This window comes from Paraburkholderia aromaticivorans, assembly GCF_012689525.1.
In the GTDB taxonomy this organism is placed as follows: Bacteria; Pseudomonadota; Gammaproteobacteria; order Burkholderiales; family Burkholderiaceae; genus Paraburkholderia; species Paraburkholderia aromaticivorans_A.
The window spans coordinates 112,030-134,723 of sequence record NZ_CP051515.1; the positions used below are offsets into that span (position 1 = coordinate 112,030).

At 64.0% G+C, this 22,694-nt stretch carries 25 protein-coding genes; 11 read left to right on the forward strand and 14 right to left on the reverse strand.

Annotated elements, in window-relative coordinates; genetic code table 11:
• Positions 1 to 62: 62 nt before the first annotated feature.
• On the reverse strand, positions 63 to 1,868 hold the full coding sequence (locus HF916_RS12315; RefSeq protein WP_240975525.1) for a hypothetical protein: 1,806 nt from the start codon (positions 1,866 to 1,868) through the stop codon (positions 63 to 65).
• 589 nt (positions 1,869 to 2,457) lie between these two features.
• Here HF916_RS12315 and HF916_RS12320 point away from each other — a divergent pair.
• The 5 genes from HF916_RS12320 (at position 2,458) to HF916_RS12340 (ending at position 5,695) form a co-directional block, all read left to right on the forward strand.
• Complete coding sequence (locus HF916_RS12320) at positions 2,458 to 2,811, forward strand: YciI family protein (RefSeq protein WP_168789236.1); 354 nt, start codon at positions 2,458 to 2,460, stop codon at positions 2,809 to 2,811.
• A 149-nt stretch (positions 2,812 to 2,960) separates the two neighbouring features.
• Positions 2,961 to 3,374: a YciI family protein gene (locus HF916_RS12325; protein ID WP_168789237.1), complete on the forward strand. Its 414-nt coding sequence runs from the start codon at positions 2,961 to 2,963 to the stop codon at positions 3,372 to 3,374.
• A 50-nt stretch (positions 3,375 to 3,424) separates the two neighbouring features.
• Complete coding sequence (locus HF916_RS12330; RefSeq protein WP_168789238.1) at positions 3,425 to 3,952, forward strand: SRPBCC family protein; 528 nt, start codon at positions 3,425 to 3,427, stop codon at positions 3,950 to 3,952.
• Between the two features lie 56 nt (positions 3,953 to 4,008).
• Complete coding sequence (locus tag HF916_RS12335; protein ID WP_168789239.1) at positions 4,009 to 4,416, forward strand: VOC family protein; 408 nt, start codon at positions 4,009 to 4,011, stop codon at positions 4,414 to 4,416.
• Between the two features lie 4 nt (positions 4,417 to 4,420).
• Positions 4,421 to 5,695 carry an RNA polymerase sigma factor gene (locus tag HF916_RS12340; RefSeq protein WP_168789240.1) on the forward strand — a complete coding sequence of 425 codons (1,275 nt, stop codon included), beginning with the start codon at positions 4,421 to 4,423 and terminating at the stop codon, positions 5,693 to 5,695.
• A gap of 36 nt (positions 5,696 to 5,731) precedes the next feature.
• On the opposite strand, the gene HF916_RS12345 is transcribed toward HF916_RS12340, so the two are convergent.
• The 7 genes from HF916_RS12345 to HF916_RS12375 form a co-directional block, all read right to left on the reverse strand.
• Complete coding sequence (locus tag HF916_RS12345; protein ID WP_168789241.1) at positions 5,732 to 6,421, reverse strand: class I SAM-dependent methyltransferase; 690 nt, start codon at positions 6,419 to 6,421, stop codon at positions 5,732 to 5,734.
• A 185-nt stretch (positions 6,422 to 6,606) separates the two neighbouring features.
• The gene (locus HF916_RS12350; RefSeq protein ID WP_168789242.1) at positions 6,607 to 7,224 is read right to left on the reverse strand and encodes a LysE family translocator; all 618 of its coding nucleotides are present in this window, start codon (positions 7,222 to 7,224) and stop codon (positions 6,607 to 6,609) included.
• 56 nt (positions 7,225 to 7,280) lie between these two features.
• Entirely contained in the window at positions 7,281 to 7,859 is a 579-nt protein-coding gene (locus HF916_RS12355) for a DUF4337 domain-containing protein (RefSeq protein WP_168789243.1), read from the reverse strand.
• 183 nt (positions 7,860 to 8,042) lie between these two features.
• Positions 8,043 to 8,219 (reverse strand): DUF1427 family protein, encoded by a 177-nt coding sequence (locus HF916_RS12360; RefSeq protein ID WP_168789244.1) that lies wholly within the window; start codon positions 8,217 to 8,219, stop codon positions 8,043 to 8,045.
• 55 nt (positions 8,220 to 8,274) lie between these two features.
• Complete coding sequence (locus HF916_RS12365; protein WP_168789245.1) at positions 8,275 to 9,240, reverse strand: quinone oxidoreductase family protein; 966 nt, start codon at positions 9,238 to 9,240, stop codon at positions 8,275 to 8,277.
• A 149-nt stretch (positions 9,241 to 9,389) separates the two neighbouring features.
• Positions 9,390 to 10,220: an AraC family transcriptional regulator gene (locus HF916_RS12370; protein ID WP_168789246.1), complete on the reverse strand. Its 831-nt coding sequence runs from the start codon at positions 10,218 to 10,220 to the stop codon at positions 9,390 to 9,392.
• Between the two features lie 136 nt (positions 10,221 to 10,356).
• Entirely contained in the window at positions 10,357 to 11,301 is a 945-nt protein-coding gene (locus HF916_RS12375) for an AEC family transporter (RefSeq protein WP_168789247.1), read from the reverse strand.
• 122 nt (positions 11,302 to 11,423) lie between these two features.
• Here HF916_RS12375 and HF916_RS12380 point away from each other — a divergent pair, with 122 nt between their 5' ends.
• A complete protein-coding gene (locus HF916_RS12380) occupies positions 11,424 to 12,290 on the forward strand; it encodes a LysR family transcriptional regulator (RefSeq protein ID WP_168789248.1) in 867 nt (288 codons plus the stop codon).
• 9 nt (positions 12,291 to 12,299) lie between these two features.
• Here the strand turns inward: HF916_RS12380 and HF916_RS12385 are convergent, their stop codons facing one another.
• Entirely contained in the window at positions 12,300 to 12,974 is a 675-nt protein-coding gene (locus HF916_RS12385; protein ID WP_168789249.1) for a VC0807 family protein, read from the reverse strand.
• Positions 12,975 to 13,164: 190 nt separating this feature from the next.
• Between HF916_RS12385 and HF916_RS12390 the strand changes: the two genes are divergently transcribed.
• Complete coding sequence (locus tag HF916_RS12390; RefSeq protein ID WP_168789250.1) at positions 13,165 to 13,698, forward strand: GNAT family N-acetyltransferase; 534 nt, start codon at positions 13,165 to 13,167, stop codon at positions 13,696 to 13,698.
• Between the two features lie 75 nt (positions 13,699 to 13,773).
• On the opposite strand, the gene HF916_RS12395 is transcribed toward HF916_RS12390, so the two are convergent.
• Positions 13,774 to 14,514, reverse strand: coding sequence for a GNAT family N-acetyltransferase (locus HF916_RS12395; protein ID WP_168789251.1), 741 nt, complete (start codon positions 14,512 to 14,514; stop codon positions 13,774 to 13,776).
• Positions 14,515 to 14,638: 124 nt separating this feature from the next.
• Between HF916_RS12395 and HF916_RS12400 the strand changes: the two genes are divergently transcribed.
• A complete protein-coding gene (locus tag HF916_RS12400) occupies positions 14,639 to 16,162 on the forward strand; it encodes a PLP-dependent aminotransferase family protein (RefSeq protein WP_168789252.1) in 1,524 nt (507 codons plus the stop codon).
• A 230-nt stretch (positions 16,163 to 16,392) separates the two neighbouring features.
• A complete protein-coding gene (locus HF916_RS12405; RefSeq protein WP_168789253.1) occupies positions 16,393 to 16,725 on the forward strand; it encodes a hypothetical protein in 333 nt (110 codons plus the stop codon).
• Between the two features lie 60 nt (positions 16,726 to 16,785).
• Here the strand turns inward: HF916_RS12405 and HF916_RS12410 are convergent, their stop codons facing one another.
• Positions 16,786 to 17,589 (reverse strand): aminoglycoside phosphotransferase family protein, encoded by an 804-nt coding sequence (locus tag HF916_RS12410; protein ID WP_168789254.1) that lies wholly within the window; start codon positions 17,587 to 17,589, stop codon positions 16,786 to 16,788.
• Between the two features lie 193 nt (positions 17,590 to 17,782).
• Between HF916_RS12410 and HF916_RS12415 the strand changes: the two genes are divergently transcribed.
• Positions 17,783 to 18,367, forward strand: a complete 585-nt coding sequence (locus HF916_RS12415) for a flavin reductase family protein (RefSeq protein ID WP_168789255.1) — start codon at positions 17,783 to 17,785, stop codon at positions 18,365 to 18,367.
• A gap of 31 nt (positions 18,368 to 18,398) precedes the next feature.
• Here the strand turns inward: HF916_RS12415 and HF916_RS12420 are convergent, their stop codons facing one another.
• Positions 18,399 to 18,884: a GNAT family N-acetyltransferase gene (locus tag HF916_RS12420; protein ID WP_168789256.1), complete on the reverse strand. Its 486-nt coding sequence runs from the start codon at positions 18,882 to 18,884 to the stop codon at positions 18,399 to 18,401.
• 366 nt (positions 18,885 to 19,250) lie between these two features.
• On the opposite strand from HF916_RS12420, the gene thrS reads away from it, so the two are divergent.
• Positions 19,251 to 20,465, forward strand: a complete 1,215-nt coding sequence (thrS, locus tag HF916_RS12425) for a threonine--tRNA ligase (protein ID WP_168789257.1) — start codon at positions 19,251 to 19,253, stop codon at positions 20,463 to 20,465.
• 93 nt (positions 20,466 to 20,558) lie between these two features.
• Here the strand turns inward: thrS and HF916_RS12430 are convergent, their stop codons facing one another.
• Together HF916_RS12430 and HF916_RS12435 are read right to left on the reverse strand one after the other, a co-directional pair.
• On the reverse strand, positions 20,559 to 21,290 hold the full coding sequence (locus tag HF916_RS12430) for a maleate cis-trans isomerase family protein (protein WP_168789258.1): 732 nt from the start codon (positions 21,288 to 21,290) through the stop codon (positions 20,559 to 20,561).
• A gap of 24 nt (positions 21,291 to 21,314) precedes the next feature.
• Positions 21,315 to 22,694 carry an amidohydrolase family protein gene (locus HF916_RS12435; protein ID WP_431311438.1) on the reverse strand — a complete coding sequence of 460 codons (1,380 nt, stop codon included), beginning with the start codon at positions 22,692 to 22,694 and terminating at the stop codon, positions 21,315 to 21,317.

Below are 22,694 nucleotides of genomic sequence, written 5' to 3' on the forward strand. Positions count from 1 at the left end.
GATGAAACGCCCCACGTGGGGCGTTTTTTCGTTCAGCCGCGTTGACGTACTAAGGGACGGCACTAATCGTTGTACGCCGTCGAATCGTAGAACGCGGTTGTGTCCTGCCCGCCGTTCAATTGCACGAGCCGTGAATATCCCGAGGTCAGCGGCGGGAATCCGCAATTCAAGCAAGTCAGCACGCCGAGCGAATTGCTGCCTGCGCTGACCGTCGCCTGATACTGTCCGACGACGGCAGAGCCGTTCGGCGCGCCAACGAAATAGCCGTCCACTTCCGGGGCTGGCCCCGAGGCTGTCAGACCGGTTGCCTGAATCTGCACGGATGTCACCGGAAACGCGAGGTCCTGCCCGTTCATGAGGCCCGACCACGTCACGCTCGCCGTGCTCTGCAGACCCGCGAGCGAACCGCCGGGCGTCAGGAATTGATTGGCGAAATCCGGCAGCAGCGTCGGCCATACGATCGAGTTGCCAGCCGCCGCGCTCAATGCGCTGCCCGGATTGATGATCGGCGACTGGCCGAGTTGCGCGCCGTTCCTGTCGTAGAACGTGATCGTGTAGGTCGAGTAAAGCGGCACGATGCTCGCGTCCACCGGGTGCACGGCGTAGTAGCCGCTCGCGGCGGGCGCGAGGAAGTTCGCTGTCGACGAAATCGATTGCCACGACCAGCGATAAAACGTCGTGTTGCTGCCGGTCGTGGCAGGCGACACCGGCGCGGCGCTCAACGCCGCGTCCGACAAAGCCAGCGTGCTGCCACCGGGGACCGTGCGCTGCATCAGCCAGACCGGCGCGGCGAGACCCGGACCGGTAACGGAAGCCGAATACACCGACGGATTCGACGCGGTCGGGATCGTGATCATCAGGCCCGACTCGTAACGGTCCACATCGTTCGGCTTCAAATCGAGGAAGGCGCGTCGCGCGATTTGCGAGTTGATCGACACGGCGAATTGCGACTGATTGCCGATCAGATCCCAGCCAAACTGCGTGCCGTCGGTGAGCGTGACCGGCGTCGCGCGTTGTTGCACGATGCTGTAGAACAGGCCCGCCGACTTGCCGTCCGAGAGCGTGACCGGGAACTGCACGAGCGTCTGCTGCTTGCCGTTGAGTGCGACGAAGGCGAGCGTCTTCGGCGAACCAAATACGGCGCCGGTCAAGTCCGCATCCGTGAAGCCATGGCCGACGGCGAGATCGGTCGAACCGTTCTCCAGGAACGTGGCGTCGATCGCCGGCGAGCAGGACGCGTTGAACGTCCCGGATGCGGCGCAGGCGGTCAGCAGCGTCGCGAGCGGTTCCAGATAATTCGCGGGTGCGGGTGGCGGGTCGAGTATCACCCCTCGCGTGGTGCTCCTGTTCAGCGCCACGGTCGTATTGGGCGCGGCATTCGACAGCAGCATCAAGCCGCCGTTAGCGGCCGGGACGACGGACACCGCGTCGATGACGGCGTCGACGCCGGTATGGTCCGGTGTGAACGCCCCGCCCATCAGATCGAAGTCGATCCCTCCGACGCCGTTCCGCGCGAGGATAGTCCCCAGTATCCCGCTGAGCGTATCGGCTTCGATCTGCACGGTGGCCTGGGCTACCTTGGCAAGCGCCGTGGGCGACGCGAGGTCGAGCGGGTTGCCGGAGACCGTGAGCATGGCGGCAACCGCGGTGGTCAGCGTCGTGACGTTGGCGACGGCCGGCGCCGGGCCGTCCGGTAACTGGGCCAGCACCGAAACGAGCGGGGCGGACAAACGGGCAGCGTCGCTGGCGACGATCAGGAACGGCGGCGTCATGCCCTTCACCGAGATCGAGTACACGCTTTGCCCGTTGGCCGACCCGTTAACCCAGACGCCGGTCGAATCGATCACCGTGACATGCGCGTCAGGCATGAGGCTGCCTGCGGTCACCGTCCCGGTGAGGACGGTCGTCGGGACCGTCGGCGTGCTCGACGAGCTGGAGCCCGAATTGGAGCTGGAGCCGCCGCCACCGCCGCAACCGCTGAGTTGGAAAAAGGCCAGGGCCACGATGGCGGCAACGCCGTTGCGCACTAACGATCGATGCATGATTTTCCCCACTGCTCTAATCATTCGATTGCTTGTGAATCGGCCGTTTTTTTGCGGGCAGATTTTGCCAATCATTGCGCGCAATCTGGACCGTGCACCGTCCTCAAATTGGAAGCCGGTTATTCACGTGTGTCAACACGATAAAACGCCACCTTCACGGCGGTCTTTAGTGCGTTGGGGGATGATTTCAACGTGGCGTTATTGTGCCGCACGGTAAAAAGCATTCCTGATGACGTGCGCATATTACGAGTCTCCGTAAGACGCCCGATTGGCCGCCGCGTCAGCGCCGGATCGGGTTTGCCGGAGGCTTTCATGCTTGTTAGACTGCCTCTCGCAAGCCCACCGCACGCGCGTTTTTGTCTTCATACGCCTCCAGGGCGTTCACATCCGCGGCGCGATCAAAATCGGAGACACCATGTCTTATATGCTGCTCATCGTCGAACCCCCGAATCAACGCATTGAACGCGGCGAGGCCGCAGGCCGCGAAGTCTACGATCAGATGGTGCACTTCGCCGCCGATCTGAAAGAGCGCGGCAAACTGGTCGCGGTCGAATCGCTCACGTCCTTGAATGACGCCGTGCGCGTACAGGTGCGCGACGGCCACCCAAAACTGCTCGACGGCCCGTTCGCCGAGGCCAAGGAAATGGTCGGCGGGTTCTTTCTCCTCAATTGCGAAACGCGTGAAGAAGCCGTGGCGATTGCCCAAGCCTGCCCGGCCGCAACGTGGTGCACGGTCGAAGTCCGCAAGCTCGGGCCTTGTTTCCTCTAGCCGGTTCGCGCATCGACAGCATTTGTTCTCGGGGTTTTCCCTGGAGGATCGGCAAGTGTGTCGATCCGGCTGCGCGTTGCTCGTCGTGTGAGTAAGAAGCCAGCCTAGGGGCGCGGCTCTCCCTCTCACAACGATAAGGAGTAACGGCGATGCGATTCATGATCCTCGTAAAAGCGACCGCTGCCAGCGAAGCCGGTGAGATGCCGGAAGCGTCCCTGATGGCCGCGATGGGCGCGTACCACGAAGAACTGGCCAAAGCCGGCGTGCTGCTCGACGCCACCGGCCTGCAACCGAGTTCGAAAGGCTGGCGCGTTCGCTACAGCGGCGGCAAGCGCTCGCTGGTCGACGGCCCGTTTCCGGAGACCAAGGAACTGATTGCCGGCTACACGCTGATCCAGGTGCGCTCGCGTGAAGAAGCCATGGAATGGGCGCGGCGCTTTCCGGCGCCGTTCGGCGAGCAAGCGGACGGCGAAATCGAAGTGCGTCAATTGTTCGAACTCGACGACTTCGAACCCGGCCCGGAGTTGGACCGGTTCCGCGAACTGGAAGCCGGCAAGCGCTGAAGCGGAAACGCAAGGCGCGCGCCGCTCCGGTTTTATCGAGAGGATTCATCATGCTCAAGACCATACTGATTGCCGTGGTCGCGGCCGTGGGCCTGCTGCTGGTCTACGCGGCGACCCGGCCCGACACTTTTCGCATCGAGCGCAGCGTGCGCATCCAGGCGCCGCCCGAGCGGATTTATTCGTTGATCGACAATCTCCATCAATTCAACTTGTGGAATCCGTTTTTGCGTAAAGACCCCGCGACCCATGGCACCTATAGCGGCACCCCGAACGGCAAGGGCGCGCGTTATGCGTGGCAAAGCGAAAAGGTCGGCGTGGGGCAAATGGAAATCGTCGATACGGCCGTGCCGTCGAGCGTGACGCTCAACCTCGATTTTCTGAAGCCGTTCGAAGCGCACAACATGGCCGAATTCACGTTGAAGCCTGAAACGGGTGCGACTGAAGTGACCTGGGCGATGCACGGACCCGCGCCGTTCATGTCGAAGTTGATTCAGGTGTTCTTCAGCATGGACAAAATGGTCGGCAAGGATTTCGAGGACGGCCTGAACAATCTGAAGACGCTCGCTGAGGCGAGCTGAACACGGCGCACCGGGCCGCAGACGCCCGAGCCATAACCCGATCACCGGACTCCATCATGCATAAGCAGATCTACGTCAATCTCGCGGTCGACAATCTCGAACGATCGAAAGCCTTCTTCAGCGCGATCGGTTTGAGCTTCGAACCGCAATTCACGAACGAACAGGCGGCCTGTCTGATCCTCGGCGAGAACCTCTACACGATGCTGCTGGTCAAGGACCTGTTCAAGTCGTTCACCCGCAAGTCGCTGTGCGATCCGAAGGAAAGCACGGAAGCACTGGTGGGCCTGTCGTGCGAAAGCCGGGCGGAGGTGGATGCGCTGGTCGCCAAAGCGCTCGCCGCCGGCGGCACCGTACCGCGCGCGCCGCAAGACTACGGCTTCATGTATGGGCACGGCTTCGAGGATATCGACGGCCACATCTGGGAGCTCATCTACATGGACCCGAACGGCAAGGCAGCGGGCTGAAGCTGTGACCACGGCAGCCACCCACCGTGCCATCGAGGCAGTCTGGCGGATCGAATCCGCCAAGGTCATCGCCCATGTCGCGCGGATCGTGCGCGACGTCGGGCTCGCCGAGGAATTGGCGCAAGACGCGCTGGTGGCCGCGCTCGAACATTGGCCCGACGCGGGCGTGCCCGACAACCCGGGAGCATGGCTGATGGCGACCGCAAAGAACCGTGCGCTCGACCGCTTGCGGCAGGAAGCGTTGCATGCCCGCAAGCGCCAGGAGCTGGGTCACGATCTCGACGCGATGGAGGCGCATCTCGTGCCCGATTTCGTCGATGCCCTCGATGCCGCCCGCGCCGACGATATCGGCGACGACCTGCTGCGGCTGGTGTTCACCGCGTGCCACCCGGTGTTGTCGACCGATGCACGCGTCGCGCTCACCCTGCGCCTGCTTGGCGGCCTCACCACGGACGAAATCGCGCGCGCGTTTCTCGTGCCGGAGCCGACCGTCGCGCAGCGTATCGTGCGGGCCAAGCGCACGCTCTCGGCGGCCAAGGTGCCGTTCGAGGTGCCGCAGGCGGACGCACGCGCGCCGCGGCTCGCTTCGGTGCTGCAGGTCATCTATCTGATCTTCAACGAAGGCTACTCGGCCACGGCCGGCGACGACTGGATGCGTCCGGCGCTCTGCGAGGAAGCGCTGCGGCTCGGCCGTGTGCTGAGCGGCCTCGTGCCCGACGAAAGCGAAGTGCACGGCCTCGTTGCGCTGATGGAGATTCAGGCCTCGCGCACGCATGCCCGCACGGATGCGCAAGGCCGTCCGGTGCTGCTGCTCGATCAGGATCGCAGCCGCTGGGATCCGCTTCTGATCCGTCGCGGGCTGGCCGCGCTTAACAGCGCGCATGCGTTGGGCGGCGCGAGCGGCCAGTATGCGCTGCAGGCGGCGCTCGCCGCCTGTCACGCCCGTGCGCGTCGCGCGAGCGATACCGACTGGGCGCAGATTGTCGCGTTGTATGACGCGCTAGCGCAGGTAGCGCCGTCGCCGGTGGTCGAGTTGAACCGCGCGGTGGCGGTCGGCATGGCGTTCGGTCCGGCGGCCGGCCTGGAGATCGTCGATGCGCTGGCAAGCGACGCCGCACTCGCGAACTATCACTGGCTGCCGAGCGTGCGCGGCGATCTGCTGGCGAAGCTCGGACGCGTGGAAGAAGCGCGCGCCGAATTCGAACGTGCCGCCGGGATGACGCGCAATGCGCGCGAGCGCGAGTTGTTGCTCGAACGCGCACACGGTATCGCGCATTGAAGCTCGCCGTGTATCGCGCTGACTTGTGCGGCCGTGTCAGACGGCGCTCGCCCGCAGCAGATAAAACTCGCGCGGGCCACGCTCTTGCGGCGGATCGCTGAGCGGCTCGAGGTAGCGGGTGATGCCGATCCGATCGAATCCCGCGGTCACGCAGGCGGCTTCGAGTGCCGCCGCGTCATGCACAGTGAAGCCGTACTCTGCGAAAGGCATCTCGATTGCTGCCTCGGGCGTAATGGCCGCGATCACCAGCGTGCCGTCCACGCGTAACACGCGGCGTATTTCTTTCAGGCCGGCCGTCAGGTCGGGCCAAAAGTATGTGCTGTTGCTCGTAACCGCTTTGTCGAACGAAGCCGCGGCGAACGGTATGGCGACGACGTCGGCGCTTTCGAGCCTGACGCGGCCGTCGCGCACGAACTCCGCATTGCGGCAGCGCGTGGCGGCAATCATGGTCGGCGATATATCGATGCCGGTGAAGCGCAACCTCTCAGCCAGATCGAGTACGAAGGCGATGTGGCCGCCGTTGCCGATGCCCACTTCTAGCACTCGCTCGTTCGCGTGCAGGTCGAGTAGATCGAATGAAGTAATGATGACGGCGCGATTCGAGCGCTCCAGCATATCGGCGACTGCTACGCCTATCTTGCCCGCAGGACAGCCGAGCTGCGGAATAAGAATGCTTTCCTCGAGGTTGGCGGTCACCTCGCCTGACGGATCAGTTGTTTCTCTCACAGCGATTCCTCCATGACAGATCGCGCCGAATGCGGTGTTCGCCGCACACGCGCTGACGGTAATACGTCCTCCTCAATTTATGTCATGGAGCCGCGCTGCGGGTATCTCTTTAATACCCGCCTTTTTCGACGCGAGATGGAGTGCAAAACAGTCTGAACGCACGCCTCGTGCGTAGGAGCGCAGAACTACCGGATCAACTGACGCACGCCCAACGCGACGATCAGCCCGCCGCACACGCGGTCGATCCACCCCTTGCAGCGCCGGTACGCGGTCGCGATCCGCTCATGCGACAAGGTGAGTGCGACGAACCCGTACCAGCTGCTCGCGACCACGCACACCATGCCGAGCATCGCGGCAAACGTGCCGACGCTCACATGCGCAGGCGCGGCGGAAGAGAACACGGCGGCGAAGAACGCCATCGACTTCGGATTCGCGATGTTGGTCGCGAAGCCTTGCGCGAACGCTTGCCGGAAACCGCCTGCCGTGGCATTGACGCCGGCGGTCGGCTTGCCCGCCGACGCGTTGACGATCAGGCGTCCGCCGAACCAGATCAGATAGCCGGCGCCGGCCAGCTTCACCGCCAACGCGAGCCACGGAAAGGCCGTGAACACGATGCCGACGCCGAGAATCGCGCAGCTTGCCCAGAACAGATTGACCAGCACGATGCCGCCGACCATCGCGAGCGCTTCGACGCGCGTCGCCGATGCGGCCTTGTGCGCGACCGCGACGAAGTTCGGGCCGGGAATCACCACGCCGGCCACGTACACAGAGAAAACGCCTAGAACCGCGGACCCATCAATCACGCTGTACTCCTTCATTCGCACCGCGCGGCCACTATGGCTGCGCGATGTTTCACCCATCAAGCCGAGAAAAACGCCAACGCGCCGGTGATCACACCCGCACCCGCCACCACGAACGAGAGATTGCGCAGCCATTTCTTGCGGGTCAGCAATGTGATCGCGCACAGGGCGATCGCCACCTGAATCAGCGTGGTGGCCTGCGCCCAGCGATGATGGCCGTGCAGCAACCCTTCGCTGCGCGCGTCGTTATCGACGACTTCCTTTTCGATCGCTTCAGCTTTCGCGCGGATCGGCTCTTTCTGCTGCTTGTACTTGTCGACGTCGGCGAGGAATTTCGCATGCGCGTCCGTGTTGCCGGTGGACAGCGCCGCGCCGAGTTCGGCGAGATTCTGCTTCTCGCCCTTCGCCTGGTAGTAGTTCCACTGGTTCGACGCTTCGGTCTTTTTGATCGCGGCTTCGTTCTTGTAGTACAGCGCGAGATTTTCGCTGTTGCCGCTCTGGTACGCGCACAGCGCGCCGATCGTCGCGAGAATGGCCGTCATCACGGCCATTCGGCTCGCGAACGGATCCACATCGTGATGACCGGCGTGTTCCACCGCATGGTCGTGCGGACCATGCACTTCATATTCTTCAGGCATCTGATTCTCCGAGGCAAAGCTTTTCTTGTCGTAGGCGGGCGACGCACGGGCCCGTCGGGCTCAATCTTAGCGTGTGACGCAGGGTGACGGAAAAGGTGCCCCTTGGAGAGGCGGCCGCGCCGGTGTTTTATCCGACGACTGCGCTGAATCCGGCGCGAGCGAGGCGCGCCGGCAAGATGCGTGTCAATAAATGCCTGATGCCAGCCAGGTCCGCACCAACGGAATCATGTGTTCGCCGCCGAGCATGCCGAGCAGCCCGACCAGCGCGACGGTCGGCGGCGCGGGCGACTTCACGTCCATCACGCTGTAGAGGAGGCCGACCAGCACACCGGCGGCCAGCGAGATCAAATACGCTTTCATGACTGTTGTATCCAGGTGAGAGGCGGGCTGCCACGCCCGCCGGCCGCGACGGCAATTACATGGTGATGACGACCCGGCCGCGTGTGCCGGCGGCCACGGCCTCGTAGGCTTCGCGAGCGCGTTCGAGCGGGAATGTCTGCGCGATGGCCGGGCCGGTCAGCTTGCCGGTTTCGAAGCCTTCGACCAGCGCCGTCATCAACGGCGCCGATTCCGCGACGCCGAGCTTTGCGCTGTCCACACCCAGCAATTGCGTCTCGTTGTGATAGAAGTCGATCAGATCGAATTCGACGCGGCGCTTGCCCGTGCCGCTGATTTCTAGCACGCGGCCACGACGTTTGACGAGGCTCAATGCGGTCTCGAACGCCACGCCGCCGACTGTGTCGTACACCACGTCCGCGCCCGCGCCGTCGGTGAGCGCCCTCACGCGGTCCGTGACGTTTTCATCGAACGGCACGTAGTCGTCGATCAGGCGGCCCGCCGGCGTGTCCGCGTCGAGCGGATGACGGTCCACGGCGATCACACGGGCGCCGCGCGCCTTGGCAATCTGCACCACCGCACCGCCCACGCCGCCACCCGCGCCGATCACGGCGATGGTTTCACCCGCTTGCAGATGCGCGTACTCGACCGTGCCGAGCCAGGCGACCACGAAGTTCACGCCGATCGCGGAGGCTTCCGCATGGCTCAGCGTTTTGGGTTTGCGCGAGAGTGCCGCGAGCGGCACCTTGATGAACTCGGCGTGCGTGCCATCGCGCGTGAAGCCGATGTCGCCGCCGGTGCCCCACACTTCGGCGCCGAGCCAGGCTTGCGGGCCGTCCACCACCACACCGCTGAAGTCGCGCCCCGGCGTGCGCGGCAAGACCGTGTGTCCGAAATGCCCGGAGACGTTCTTGACGTCGCTCGGGTTCACCGAGGCCGCCTTGACCTGCACGACGACGTTGTCGGCATCGGCTTGCGGCGTCGGCAGATCGGCGTAGTCGAGCACCTCGGGGCTGCCAAAAGATTTGAACTGGATGGCTTTCATCGTGTGTGGCTCCAATTGGATTCCGGGCTGCTTCGCGCAGCAGATTGAACGTTAGTCTAGGTGACCGGTAGAAAGGCGTTGAGACAAAGACTTTCGAAATTCGGACAAGACGCGTGGAAAGCCGTGCGCCCGCGATGCTGCGAAGCTGATCAACTTTGACGGCTTTTTGCGGCTTCGGGCGAGACAGCGGAAGCGGCCTCGCTCAACGTGCCGCTCGGATCGAAGCCGGTCGGCGGCGCGCCCAGTTCGCGCCGGAACATGTCGCTGAAGCTGCTCGGCTGGAAACCGAGCGAGCGCGCGATGCTGCTCACCGGGCGTCCTTCGGCGAGCCAGGAGACGGCGACCGCCAGTTGCACCTGGCGGCGCCATTCGGCAAAGCCGACGCCCAGTTCGCGCGTGAAGAGCCGCGCCAGCGTTCGCACGCTCGCCCCGACCGAAGCCGCGTGCTGCTCGAAGCTGATCGCGATCGACGGATTGTCGATCACCGCGCGGCACAACGCTTCGAGCCGCCGGTCCGAAGCATCGGGCAGCGCGATGCGCAGCGACGAGCGCGGCGCGTGTCCCAGTTCCAGCATGGCGAGACGGTACGCGGCGTCGAGATAGGTTTGATCGCGCGAGTCGCTGCCTTCATGCTCCGCGATCGAGGTGATCAGTTCGCGCAGCAAGCCGTTCACCTCGAACACGTCGCTGCGCCGGCTTAGATGACCGACATTGCGCGCGTGGAGATAGAGATTGCGCATCTCCACCTCGCTCATCATGTGGATGGAGTGCAGCGTGCCCGCCGGCAGCCAGACCGCGCGCTGCGGCGGCACGACCAGCGCTTCGCGGCCGACCTCGACCCACATCACGCCCGATACCGCGTACAGCACCTGCGCCCAAGTGTGCGAATGCGGGTCGATGCGCAGCCCGCGCGGATAGTGCCGCGCGAGCGAACGGGCGTCGGCGTCGTCGTGGAGTTCGGGTGGGCGGGCTTTGGGCACGGGGGTTTAAGGTCAGGCTTCGCGTATTGCAAATGAAGGTCGCGGACCGGGTCGATCCGTTCGCGAAGCATAGCGCGAGGCGCGGGCCTGTGCAGCTTGCGCGCCGGTCGGCGCGTTCGGATGCGCCTGGATGCGCTTACGTGCGATGGCCCATCAACGGCAGCAGCAATGAGAGGGTCACGATCGAGCCCACGGTCGACAGCAAGATCGTTCGCGAGGTGATATGCGCTTCACGTTCGTAGAACTCGGCGAGCATGAACGGGCCGGTGCCAGTGGGCAACGCGGCGAGGATGACCGCCATTTCGACCAGCGTGGACGGGAGTCCGAACACGCGCGCCGCGAGCCACCACGTTAGCGCCGGCTGCACCAGCAGCTTGACGCCGGTCAGCAACCAGGAGATGCCTCGTGCGCCGTCGTCGGACGGGCGTTTCTCGGCGAGGAACAGGCCGAGGCTCACCAGCGCGCACGGACTCGCCGCGCCGCCCAGCAGTTTCAGGAAGGTCTCCGCGCTGGCCGGCAACGCGACATGGAGACTGGCAAACAGCACGCCCGCAATCGGCGACACGATCAGCGGATTGCGCGCCAGTGAACGCAGCACTTTCAAACCCAGCTTATGCGGCGTGCGCTCGGTCTGCAGACCCACTTCGATCAGCACGATCGCAACCGCGAACAGCACGCACGCGACAAGGATCGTGGCGATCGTGGTCGGCGTCAGGCTAGCCGAGCCGAACGCGATCATGCCCAGCGGGAAGCCGATATAGCCGGTGTTCGGATACGAGGCCGCAATCGCATCGACGCTCGCATCGGCGAGATGCCGGCCGCTCATCAACCGCATCGCCAGAATCAGGACGAACACGCTGACGCACGCAATCGAAAATGTGGCGACGAAAGCCGGTTGATAGAGCTGCTGCCAGGTGGCGTGCGCCATGATGTCGAACAGCAACGCCGGCAGCGCCAGCCAGACCACGAAGCGGTTCAGCTCCGACGCCGAGTTCGGTCCGAGCACGTTGCGCCGGCGGCAGGCGAAACCCGCGAAAATCAGGCCGAAGACGGGGAGCAGGATTTCGAGGGTGGCTAACATCGGCGCAGAAATGTGGGGAGGATGGCGATTCGCCAGCGTAGTGGCTAGCGGCGATACAATCCAATACTGTTTTTTGTGCCGGACAATACCTTTTTTGCATTGTCATTTCGCGTGAGTGCATCGTGATCGATATCAAGCCGCTGCGCTACTTCGTGACGCTTGCCGAGACGCGCCATTTCGGCCGGGCGGCCGCGCGTCTGAATCTGTCGCAGCCGCCGTTGAGCCGGCAACTGGCGGCGTTGGAGGCGAGCATCGGCGTGACGCTGGTCGAGCGCAGCCCGCGCAGCGTGACCTTGACCGCCGCGGGTGAGCGTTTTTACGCCGATGCGAAAGCGATTCTCGCCTCCGTTGAGCAAGCCGTCAGCAACGCGCAAGCCGCCGCGCATGGCGACGCCGGCAAGCTCGCGATCGGCTTCACGATGTGTGCAGCGTATAGCGTCGTGCCCGGTTATGCGCGAGCTTTTGGCGCCGCGTTTCCCGAAGTCGCGTTGAACTTGCGTGAGGTCGTCTCCAACGATCTCACCGCGCAGGTGCTGGCCGGCCAGATCGACGCGGCCATCATGTTCCCGAACGTGCCGGACAAGGGGCTCGCCACACGCACGATTCTCAGCGAGCCTTTATGCGTTGCGCTGTCGCGCAGCCATCCGCGGGCTCGCGCGCGGCGTCTGAAGATTGCGCAACTCGCCGGCGAACCGTTCGTGCTCGCATCCGAAGAAGTCGCACCGACGTTGCGCGCGACGATCCTAAAGCATTGCCGCTCCGGCGGCTTCGAACCCGACATACGTTTCGAAGTGCAGTTGCAACAGACGGTGCTGAGTCTCGTCGACGAAGGGGTGGGCGTGGCGCTGGTGCCGGCTTCCATGCGCCGCGCGCAACTAGCCGGCGTGGTGTTCCGGCCGCTGGTCGATGCGCCGCTGATCCAACAGGTGTTGGCGTGGTCGCCGGCGAATCGCAATCCGTGCCTGGCGCGCTTTCTCGAACTGGCGTGAGGGCCGGGCTCATGAACTGGCGAGGGGGTTTGTCTTTGTCGGGTCTACGGTGTCGTCCGGATAGCGCAGCGCATCTTGCTTGATGAGCCGGCGGCACCAGAAGGTCCAGGCTGTCAGGCCGGCATAGACGCCGTACCTCAGCACGTTGGACGCGATGGCCGAGTGCGGGTCATCGGGCCATTGCCAGACGATCAGACTGCGCAAGATGTTCTCGCCCGTCAAGCCGATGCCCCACACGAGCGTCATCAAGCGGATGTACGCGACGAGCGAGGGACGTTCGCGCCAATGCTTTTCGAAGCTCTCGATGTTGCGATGATCCTCACGCGACATGGTCGAGCGCGCGAGGTAAAACACGAGCGGCTTTGGCAATGCTAGCGACACCAGGAACGACGCGCCGATCATTCCGGACACCATCGGCTCTTCGATCTCGCGCATTCGAGCGTTGCCGCCGAGGCCCACGCTGATCGCCAACAGCGAAAGCAGGATGCCGACCAGCACGAGCGCGCTGAGCGCGTCGAAATGGCGATAGCGAAGCAGATCCCAGCTCATCCACGCAATCAGCGGCAACGCCGACGCGGCCAGCGCGCCGAGCTGGCCACAGTGCGGGAAGGCGAGCCGGTAGGCGAGCCAGGGCAAGGCGACGTTCACGATCAGCGCGGTGAGGTAGCGCAGGCGAGGTTTCATCGACGGAGCGGTGGTGAGCGTGGCAACGATGTATGGCCGTACCCGGCGAGTGTAGGGCGAAGTCTCTTCGCATGCCATAGCTTGCGGCGTGCACGGCCAGGATTTTGTCCACGTCCCAGGCGCGCAAAAAATCTGCGATCATCGAACCGCTGTTTGCCGAGCCACTCCATCAACTATCCGCTCCTACGCAATGTCGATTGCTCCCCCACTCCTCACCACCCCCCGCCTCACCCTGCGACCCCACACCCGCGACGATTTCCTCGAAAGTTACGCGATGTGGTCCGATCCCGAGGTGATCCGCTATATCGGCGGCAAGCCCTTCACGCGCGAGGAAGTCTGGGCGCGTCTGCTGCGTTACGCCGGTCATTGGGCGATGCTGAACTATGGCTATTGGGTCGTGCGGGAAAAGGAGAGCGGCCGGTTTCTCGGCGAAGTCGGCTTTGCCGACTACCATCGCGAGATCGAGCCGTCATTGATGGTGCCCGAAGTCGGCTGGGCGCTGGACCCGGCCGTGCATGGCCGCGGCTACGCGACCGAAGCCGTGCGTGCCGCGCTGGAGTGGGCCGACCAGCAATGGCCGGATGGCGAGACGGCCTGCATCGTCGCGCCGGAGAATCTGCCGTCGCTGCGCGTCGCTCATAAGTGCGGCTATCGTGAGCAACATCGCACCACGTACAAAGGCAAGCCGACCATCGTGCTGCGTCGGCAGGCACATACAGGTTGAGCCGGCGCGCGGCGCGCGCCGCAGTTGCCGGTTACGTCGAGCGAGCCGTGTGCGCCGGCCGGCTCGACAATCAGCTCACTGCGCGTCGCCGCTTGCCAATGACCGCTGCTGTGCGATCAGATCCACCAGCCGTTCGACCTGCTGGCCTTGCGCATCGAAGTTGCCGGTATCCAGCCATCGCGTGTAGCTCGGACGCAGTGCGGGCCATTCACTGTCGATGATCGAAAACCACGCGGTATCGCGATTGCGTTCGCGATATACGATCGCCTGACGGAAGATCCCCTCGAACGTGAAGCCGTAGCGCAACGCCGCCGTGCGCGACGGCTCGTTCAACGAATCGCACTTCCATTCGAAGCGCCGATAGCCGAGTTTGTCGAACACCTGCGTCATCAGCAGAAACATCGCTTCGGTGGCGATGCGCGTGCGCTTCAGGCGCGGCGAATACGTGACGTGGCCGACTTCGATCACGCCGTTCGCGCGGTCGATGCGCATCAGCGCCAGCGTACCGACAGCCTTGCCGGTCGCCAGATCGATCACCGTGTGGTGCAGCGGATCGGTGGAGGCGGCGGCGCGCGTCAGATGCTCGCGATAGGCGGCGAGACTCTCGAACGGACCGACCGTCAGATAGGTCCAGTCGCGGCCGTCTGTGGCGGAGCTGTAAGCGTCGTAGAGGTCCTCGGCGTGACGTTCCACGTCCACCGGTTCGATCCGGCAATAGCGGCCTACCAGCGGCTCGCGGCCAGGGGCCTGAGCGCCGTTCCAACCCGGCACGGGGGCGCCGATCGGCTGGTCGAATGCGTTACGTCTGGATTCCATATCTCTGGTCCCATGCAAGATGGTTGCTGTCGGTTACGAATGATCGTCGATGATGGAGAACGATACGGCAAACGTGGTATGTTAAAAAGATCCACGCCAACCTCATTTGATAGGTCCAGCTGCGATGATCGAGATCATTGGCCCGCTTGCCAGCCCGGCTGCGTCGGCGGCCGCCGGCAACGGTGCAAAGCCCGAGCCGCTGCAAAAACAATTGCTCGAGCGCCTGCAGCAGGCGATTCTCGCGGGCCGTTTGCCGGCGGGATCGCTGCTGCCGTCGTCGCGCCTGCTCGCGGCGGAAATGGGCGTCTCGCGCAACACGGTGGTGATCGCGTACGAGCATCTGGCCGCCGTCGGCTATGTGGTCGCCGACAAGAAGGGCACGCGCGTGAGCCCGCTCTCCAGCCCGTCCGCACGCGGTGAGCCGCCCTCGCAGCCTGCCGCGCCGGAGGTGGCCTACGCGTCGCGCGTCGGGCAGTTCGCGGCCACGCGCACCCACGCCGACAACACCTTCCCTCTGACGCCCGGCACGCCCGCGCTGGACCGATTCCCGGTGACCGCGTGGCGGCGCGCGCTCGAGCGCGCGATGGAGCGCGCATTGCCCCTCGCGCTGGGCTACGGCACGCCCGCTGGCGAGCCCGCGTTGCGCGACGCCATCGCCGCACATTTGCGCATGGCGCGCGGCGTGCGCTGCGAAGGATCGCAGGTGGTGATCACCGAGGGCGCGCAGGAGGCGCTGAACCTGTGCGTGCGCCTTTTCACCAATCCGGGCGATGTCGCGTGGGTCGAGGACCCCGGCTATCGCGGCGCGAAGGCCGCGTTCAATCTGGGCGACCTGACCGCGCTGCCGATACCCGTCGACGCGGAAGGCATGGCGGTGCCATCCGACGCATGGCGCACGCAGCCGCCGAAGCTGATCTACACGTCGCCCGCGCATCAGTATCCGACGGGTTCGGTGCTGTCCGTGGCGCGTCGTCTGGAGCTGATTGCCCAGGCGCGCCGCAGCGGCGCGTGGCTAATCGAAGACGATTACGACGGCGAGTTCCGCCACACCGGCGAGCCGATTGCCAGCATGCAAGGGCTGGTGGAGGACGCGCCGGTGTTGTACGTCGGCTCGTTCAGCAAAACGATGTTTCCCGCGCTGCGCATCGGCTTCGTGGTGTTGCCGCGACCGATCGCGGCGCACACTGCCGTCGCGGTGCAGGAGATGCTGCGCGGCGGCCATCGGCTGGAACAACTGGCGCTTGCGCATTTCATCGAGAGCGGCGAGTTCGGGCGGCATCTCGGGCGCATGCGGCGTCTGTATCGCGAGCGCCAGCAGGCGTTGCGCGACGCGCTGACCACGCATTTCGCGCCGTCGCAGATTCTCGGCGGCAATTGCGGCATGCATCTGACGCTGCGCTTGCCGCCGCGCATCGATGACCGGACCCTGGCCGAACGCGCGCTCGCGCAAGGGCTCAATCCGCGTGCGCTGTCGGGTTTCGCGTTACAGCCGCGCGCCGAAACGAATGGGCTCGTGATCGGTTACGGCAATACGCCTGCCGAACGACTGGCGCCCGCAATTCGCGTGCTGGCCGGGCTCGCGGCCGAGTTGGACGGCAAGCCGAAGCGCCGTCCGGCAGCCACGTCGGGCACGAAGATGCACGTGTAACTTTTTGCGTTTGTCCGCGCGGGCCATGTCGCGCTATCGTGTCGCTTATGCGCGGCGATTTCGGAGTGTGCGACATCGACGGATCGCCCGCAGCTCATGCCGCACGCGCCGCACTGCAACATCGCGTGATACGTGGTGCCGCAAGCGCGCTTACCGGGTCGTTGTTGGCCCGGGCATGAAGAATGCCTTTGTTGTGGTTATCTATGACGATCTATCCGACCGGAGACGACATGAAGGAAATCGAACCGACCCCGTGGTTTGAGCTTGAGGCCCACACGCCCGTCCGTGAAGGCTGGTACGAGGTGCAGTTGACGAGCGGGGACACGGCTTTTGCGAAATTTGGCGACGGCGTATGGACGGAGAAGCCGTTGCTCGTATTTACACACTGGCGCGGCTTGTCCGCCGATCCATCAACAGCCGGCGAAGGCGAGACCGAATCGATCGCCGCCGAGGCCACCGCGGCGCAAGGCGTGCGGGCCGCCTGGAACGCGTTCTTCCCGGGACTTGGTGAGGAACAGCACAAGCCACTGGACGCCGTCCCCAACGGTAAAGCGCCGCACTGAGGCACGCCTGGGCGGCGGCTCACGAGTTGCCGCCCTGATTTGCCTGACCTTACTTGCGCTTCAGCGCTTGAGCGCCTCGGCAGCCAGCTTGCCGATCTCCCTATCGATGTCGGGCGCCTCGCCCGTCTCGATAATCCACGCCGCGGACAAACCGGACCACGCCAGTATCCACTGCAGCAGACGGCGCCGGTCGAGTCCGGCCATCCGCGCGACCCGTTCCACGCGACGCTCGAACGACCCCGGTCGCAATGCCGATTTGTCGTCGGGATTGCAGAAAATGTTCGCGTAGTCGAATCCGCGTTCGCCGTAGAGGCCTTTCGGGTCGATCGCCTGCCAGCCGCGCGGGCCGAAATCGAGTACGTTGCCGTGATGGATGTCGCCGTGCAGCACCACAGGGTCTTGCGGCGTGGCGAGTAAAGCTTGCGCGACGCTGGCGCTGTCCTGCAACCAGCCGCCGTATTTTTGCGCGGCAGGCCAGAGGCTTGCAAACCAGCGTGGCAAATCGATCAATTCGGGCAGCGGTTTGTTTCGCGGCGCGTGGAGCCGCGCGGCGGTGGCGCAGAGAATGTCGGTGGCTTGGTCGTCGGCGTCGCTATTGCCGGTGCGTGCCAGATCCGCCAGCGCGTGACTGCTTTGCGCGCGCTCGAGCAGCAGGGCGTCGGCATCGTGCGCGAGCACGCGGGCCGCGCCTTCGCCGTCCCACCACAGCATCAACCGCGCGCCGAATTTCTCTTCGGGTTCCTGCGCGACTTTCAGCATTGCGGGCATGCCGTGGTGGCGCACCGGCAGCAGCCGGCTGCTGTGCGTGCGAATCGGCTCGCCGTCCTGCTGCAGATCCCATTTGACGATGTACTCGGTGAACATTTGAGCTTCAGTTCGCGAGCGCGGCGATGTTGCTGTTAGCGGTATGCAGGCAGACGATGCGCACGGCTCCTCCAACGAGTTCGACGGTCTTGCATTCTCGCCTGGATCGGCTAGAAATGGCACGCGCAGCGCGCAGCGCGTATCGAGCCCCGACGCTACAATCGCTCTCATTCATTTGACGCGGAATCTACGTATGAAAATCACCCGAGAACCCGTGGCCTTGCCGCGGGCCACGCAGCTGCTGAATCATGGGCCGGTCACGATCATCACCAGCGCGCACGGCGGCCGCTCGAACGTGATGGCGGCGTCGTGGGCGATGCCGCTCGACTTCAATCCGCCGAAGGTCGTGGTGGTAGTGGATAGCCGCACGCTCACGCGACAACTGATCGAGGCAAGCGGCGTGTTCGGACTACAAATGCCGAGCCGTGGATTCGCTGCGCAAACGCTGGCGGTGGGTACGAACGCGGGCACCGAACTCGACAAGTTCTCCGCCTTCGACCTGGAGACGTTCCCCGCGCAACAGATCGACGTGCCCATGCTCGCGGGTTGCATCACGTGGATGGAGTGCAGAGTCATTCCGGACGATAGCCAGCGCCACGATCTGATCATCGGCGAAGTTGTCGCAGCGTATGCGGATAGCCGCGTGTACTCGAACAACCGCTGGCATTTCGGCGATGATCCCGATCTGCGCACCTGTCACTACGTGGCCGGCGGGACGTTCTTTGCCACGGGCGATGCGTTCGAGGTGGACGCCGTGGCGAATGGCGCGGCGGAGTGAGCGTCGGCGGGCGCGCAAACACGCGCAACACTCACGCGTCGCCCTCGGCAAACTTCTTCAGCGCGTCTCCCGCCAACCGATACCGCACCCATTCGCTTTGCGCGCTCGCGCCGATCGATTCATAGAAGCCGATGGCCGGCTCGTTCCAGTCGAGCACGCTCCATTCGAAGCGGCCGCAACCGGTGTCGCAGGCAATGCGCGCGAGGTGGCGCAGCATCTGTTTGCCCGCGCCACTGCCACGCGATGCCGGCGACACGTACAGGTCCTCCAGATAAAGCCCCTGCTTGCCGAGCCAGGTGGAGTACGAAAAAAAGTAGACGCAAAAGCCGATGGGCTCCCCGTTCATCTCGCAGATCAGCGCCTTCGCGCTGGAAGCGGCGGAAAACAGGCTCGCTTCGATGTCGTCGACGGTCGCGACGACTTCGTGCTTCGCCTTTTCGTACACCGCGAGTTCGGTGATGAAGCGAAGAATCAACGCTGCGTCGGCGGCGTAAGCGGGACGGATATGGATAGTCAAGGTCAGAGGCTCGATTGATCGGTTGAGTTGCAGACCGAAGTTTCGCGCAGACGCACGGGCTTCGGATCAGACATACATCGTAGCGTTTAACGTGCCGTTCTGACCAGAGCGCGACAAGAATGCGATTGACGTCCCGTCACAAAATCGTTTACTGTCGATCCATGGACTTCCATTCGATTCCCTTCGCTGCCGTCACCACCACGACGACCACCTTCGCAGGCGGGTCGTCTGGAGGTTGCGCGCACTAGAAGCAGGACGCTGTGGCAAACCACCAAAGGCCTCGCCGGAAACGGACGGGGCCTTTGGCGTTTCAGGACCTCCGTTTGCGGCATCCATTCGCGGTAACCGATCAAATGGAGCAAGACTGTGAACGACATCGACCATCGTGTACTAGGCAATAAACTCGACCTCTTCCATCAACAGGAAGAAGGCGCCGGCATGGTTTTCTGGCATCCGCGCGGCTGGGAGCTGTATCGCGTGCTCGAAGATTATGTGCGTGCGCGCATGCGTCGCGCAGGTTTTCGCGAGATTCGCACGCCGCAATTGCTGGCGCGCTCGCTGTGGGAAAAGAGCGGGCATTGGGAGAAGTTCGGCGCGGCGATGTATTCGTTGGCCGATGCAGAAGAAGGCCGCGCGCTGTGTCTGAAGCCGATGAGTTGTCCCTGTCATGTGCAGGTGTTTAATCAGCGCGTGCGGTCGTATCGCGAGTTGCCGGTGCGGTACAGCGAGTTCGGCGCCTGTCATCGAGACGAACCGTCGGGTTCGCTGGAAGGGCTGAAGCGCACGCGTGCTTTCGTACAGGACGATGCGCATGTGTTCTGCATGGAGGCTCATATCGAGGCGGAAGTCGGCCGCTTCTGTGCGTTGCTGCGCGCGGTCTACGCGGATCTCGGTTTTCCCGAGTTCAAGGTCGCGCTAGCGACGCGGCCGGCCATGCGCGCGGGCGACGATCAAACGTGGGAACGCGCGGAAGATGCGTTGGCGAACGCGGCGCGTGCGGCTGGTCTTGAGTTCGACGTGCTCGAAGGAGAGGGCGCTTTTTATGGGCCGAAACTCGAATTTCATCTGATGGACAGCCGCGCGCGGAGTTGGCAGTGCGGCACGATCCAGCTTGATTTCGTGTTGCCCGAGCGGCTCGACGCGGAGTTCGTCAACGAGCGCAATGAGCGTGAGCGGCCTGTGATGATTCATCACGCGGTGCTTGGCAGCATGGAGCGGTTCATCGCGATGCTGATCGAGCACCACGAGGGATGGTTGCCGGTGTGGCTGGCTCCTGAACAGGTCGTGGTTGCGACGATTAGCGATGCGAATTGCGCTTACGCGCAAGAGGTCATGCAGGCGCTCGATGATGCCGGTGTCAGGGCGGTGCTTGATAGCAGGCCTGAACGGCTGGAGAAGAAGATCGTCGATGCGCGCGAGAAGCAGGTGCCGCTTCTGGTCGTGGTGGGTTCGCGCGATGAGCGGGATCGGACGATTAGTATTCGCTTGCGGGATGGGCGGCAAATGACTTTGTCGTTTGCCGAGGGCGTCGAGTATTTGAGGGTGGCGGCGCGGCCGCCTGTGGTGGCGTCGAGGATTTGACGTGACGCTTGCTGGGGGGGCGTTTTGAGTCGCGCCCTCCGGTCTGTCGACTCGACGGCGGGCGGCGCGGCGTCATGGCTCAGAGGCAAGAACCTACCGCACCTCCGCAAACAACCGCCCCCACCGCCCCAACGGCTCCATATCCACCCCCACCATCCTCAACGCCTTCCAAACCACCGTCGCCACCGTGTCATACGCGGGAACATCCGTAGCCGTCTCAAACGCACGCACCAGATGCGCCGCATGCAAATTCGTGCAGAAGGTCGTCACCGCATCCGGTCTCGCGAACGCGGCTTCGCGCATCATGATCGAGAGTTGTGTATCGGGCACTTCGGCAAAGCTGAAATTATCCTGCAGCCCCAAATGCCGCTCAGCCACGCATTCGATGCCAAGCTTCTCGTAGTTACGCACGATCCGCTGCTGAACATCATCGGTATAAGGCGAAACGAGACCCAATCGCCGTACGCCGGTCTTCTCAAAGATCTCGTTAAGCGCCAGCACTGAAGTCGTCGCAGGAATGCCCGTCGCCTCCGTAATCTGTCGACACAGCGCCTGATCGCGCTCGAACCCCAGCCACCCCGCCGACGTGCCGCTCCAGCCGATCACGTCCACCCGCGCATCGCCCAGTTGACGCGCGGCCGCCAGAATCCGGCTCACATCGAACTGGCCGAGCGCCTGCTCGGACAACGCGATCTCCGTCACCGTGAAGCGGGCAAAATGCGCGCTGACGCGCGGCAGTTCGCTCAGCATCGCCGCCGTCATCGGCTCGAGCGCGGTGTTCGACGACGGCGTCAGAATACCGAGCCGGATTCGTTTGCTTTGCATCGCAGCGTGTCCTTGACTCTTAGCTTAATCGGCCAGCAGCAACTTCACGCCCTCGGCGGCTTCATAACGAAGCGCGTCGAGATCGAGACCCGGAATCACGCCGTTATCGACCACCACGCGGCCATTCACCACGTTGTAGCGAACGCGCGCCGGCTCGCCCGCCGTCACCGGCGCAACGGCAACATCGTGAAAACCGTTGAAGCGCAGGTCGCTAACGTCATACAGCACGAAGTCCGCCGCCTTGCCGACTTCAAGCGTCCCGACCGCGTCGAGTCCGAGCACGCCTGCGCCGCCTGCGCTGCCCCAGTGGATCGTCTCTTCCACAGTGGTCGCGGACGCGCCCTGCGCCGCGCGATGCACGAGCCACGCGAAATGCGCTTCGTTGGTCATGCTGCCGGATTCGTTCGACGCCACGCCATCCACGGCGAGCGACATCGGCACGCCCGCGGCCGCCATTTGCGGCGCAGGCGCGATGCCGCTGCCCAACCGCGCATTACTGACCGGGCAATGCGAGCAACCGCTGCCAGTTTCAGCGAGCATCGCGATCTCGCTCGCTTGCAGATGCACGAGGTGCGCAAACCAGACATCGGGTCCAAGCCACTCGTGATCGGCAACGAACTCCACCGGCAGTTTGTTGAAACGCTCCTTGCAGAAATCGACGTATCGGGTCGTCTCGGACAGATGCGTATGCAACCTCAAACCCATCCGCCGAGCCGCGCGCGCGACTTCAGGCAACAGTTCGGGCGGCAAGGAAAACGTCGGCGTGGTCGGCGCGACGACAACGCGACGCATCGAAGCCTCGCCACCATCGTGATAGCGCGACTTCAAACGTTCGATATCGGCGAGCATCTGATCGAGCGTCTCAGGCTTGAGCGCGACTTTGGAAAAACCCGGATGATCTCCCGCCGCCTGCAATGCGCCGCCACGACACAGCACGAAGCGCATGCCGAACGAAGCCGCTTCGTCGAATAGCAGATCGCCGGTTTCGGTGGTGCCGTCCGCGTGATAGAGATAGTGATGATCGGCGCAGGTCGTCACGCCGGAGAGCAGCAACTCGGCAAGACCCAGGCGAGCGGCAACGCGCGCCAGATCCGGCGTAAAGCGCGCGAGACGCGGATACGGCACGGCAGCCAGCCATTCCTGCAAATCCGCATTGATACCAGACGGCACGGCCTTCAGCAGGTTCTGGAACAGATGATGGTGCGTGTTCACCCAGCCCGGATAAACCACACAGGAACGCGCGTCGATCACGCGTTCATCGGCACGAGGTTCGAGATTCGGCGCGATGGATTCGATGCGGCCTTGGCGAATCCGCAGATCGACCTGGCCGAGCCTTGCGCGCTCGCCGCCCATTCCGCTCATCACGGCGGCAGGGTTCTTGATCAGCAACGCTTCAGTTTGCAT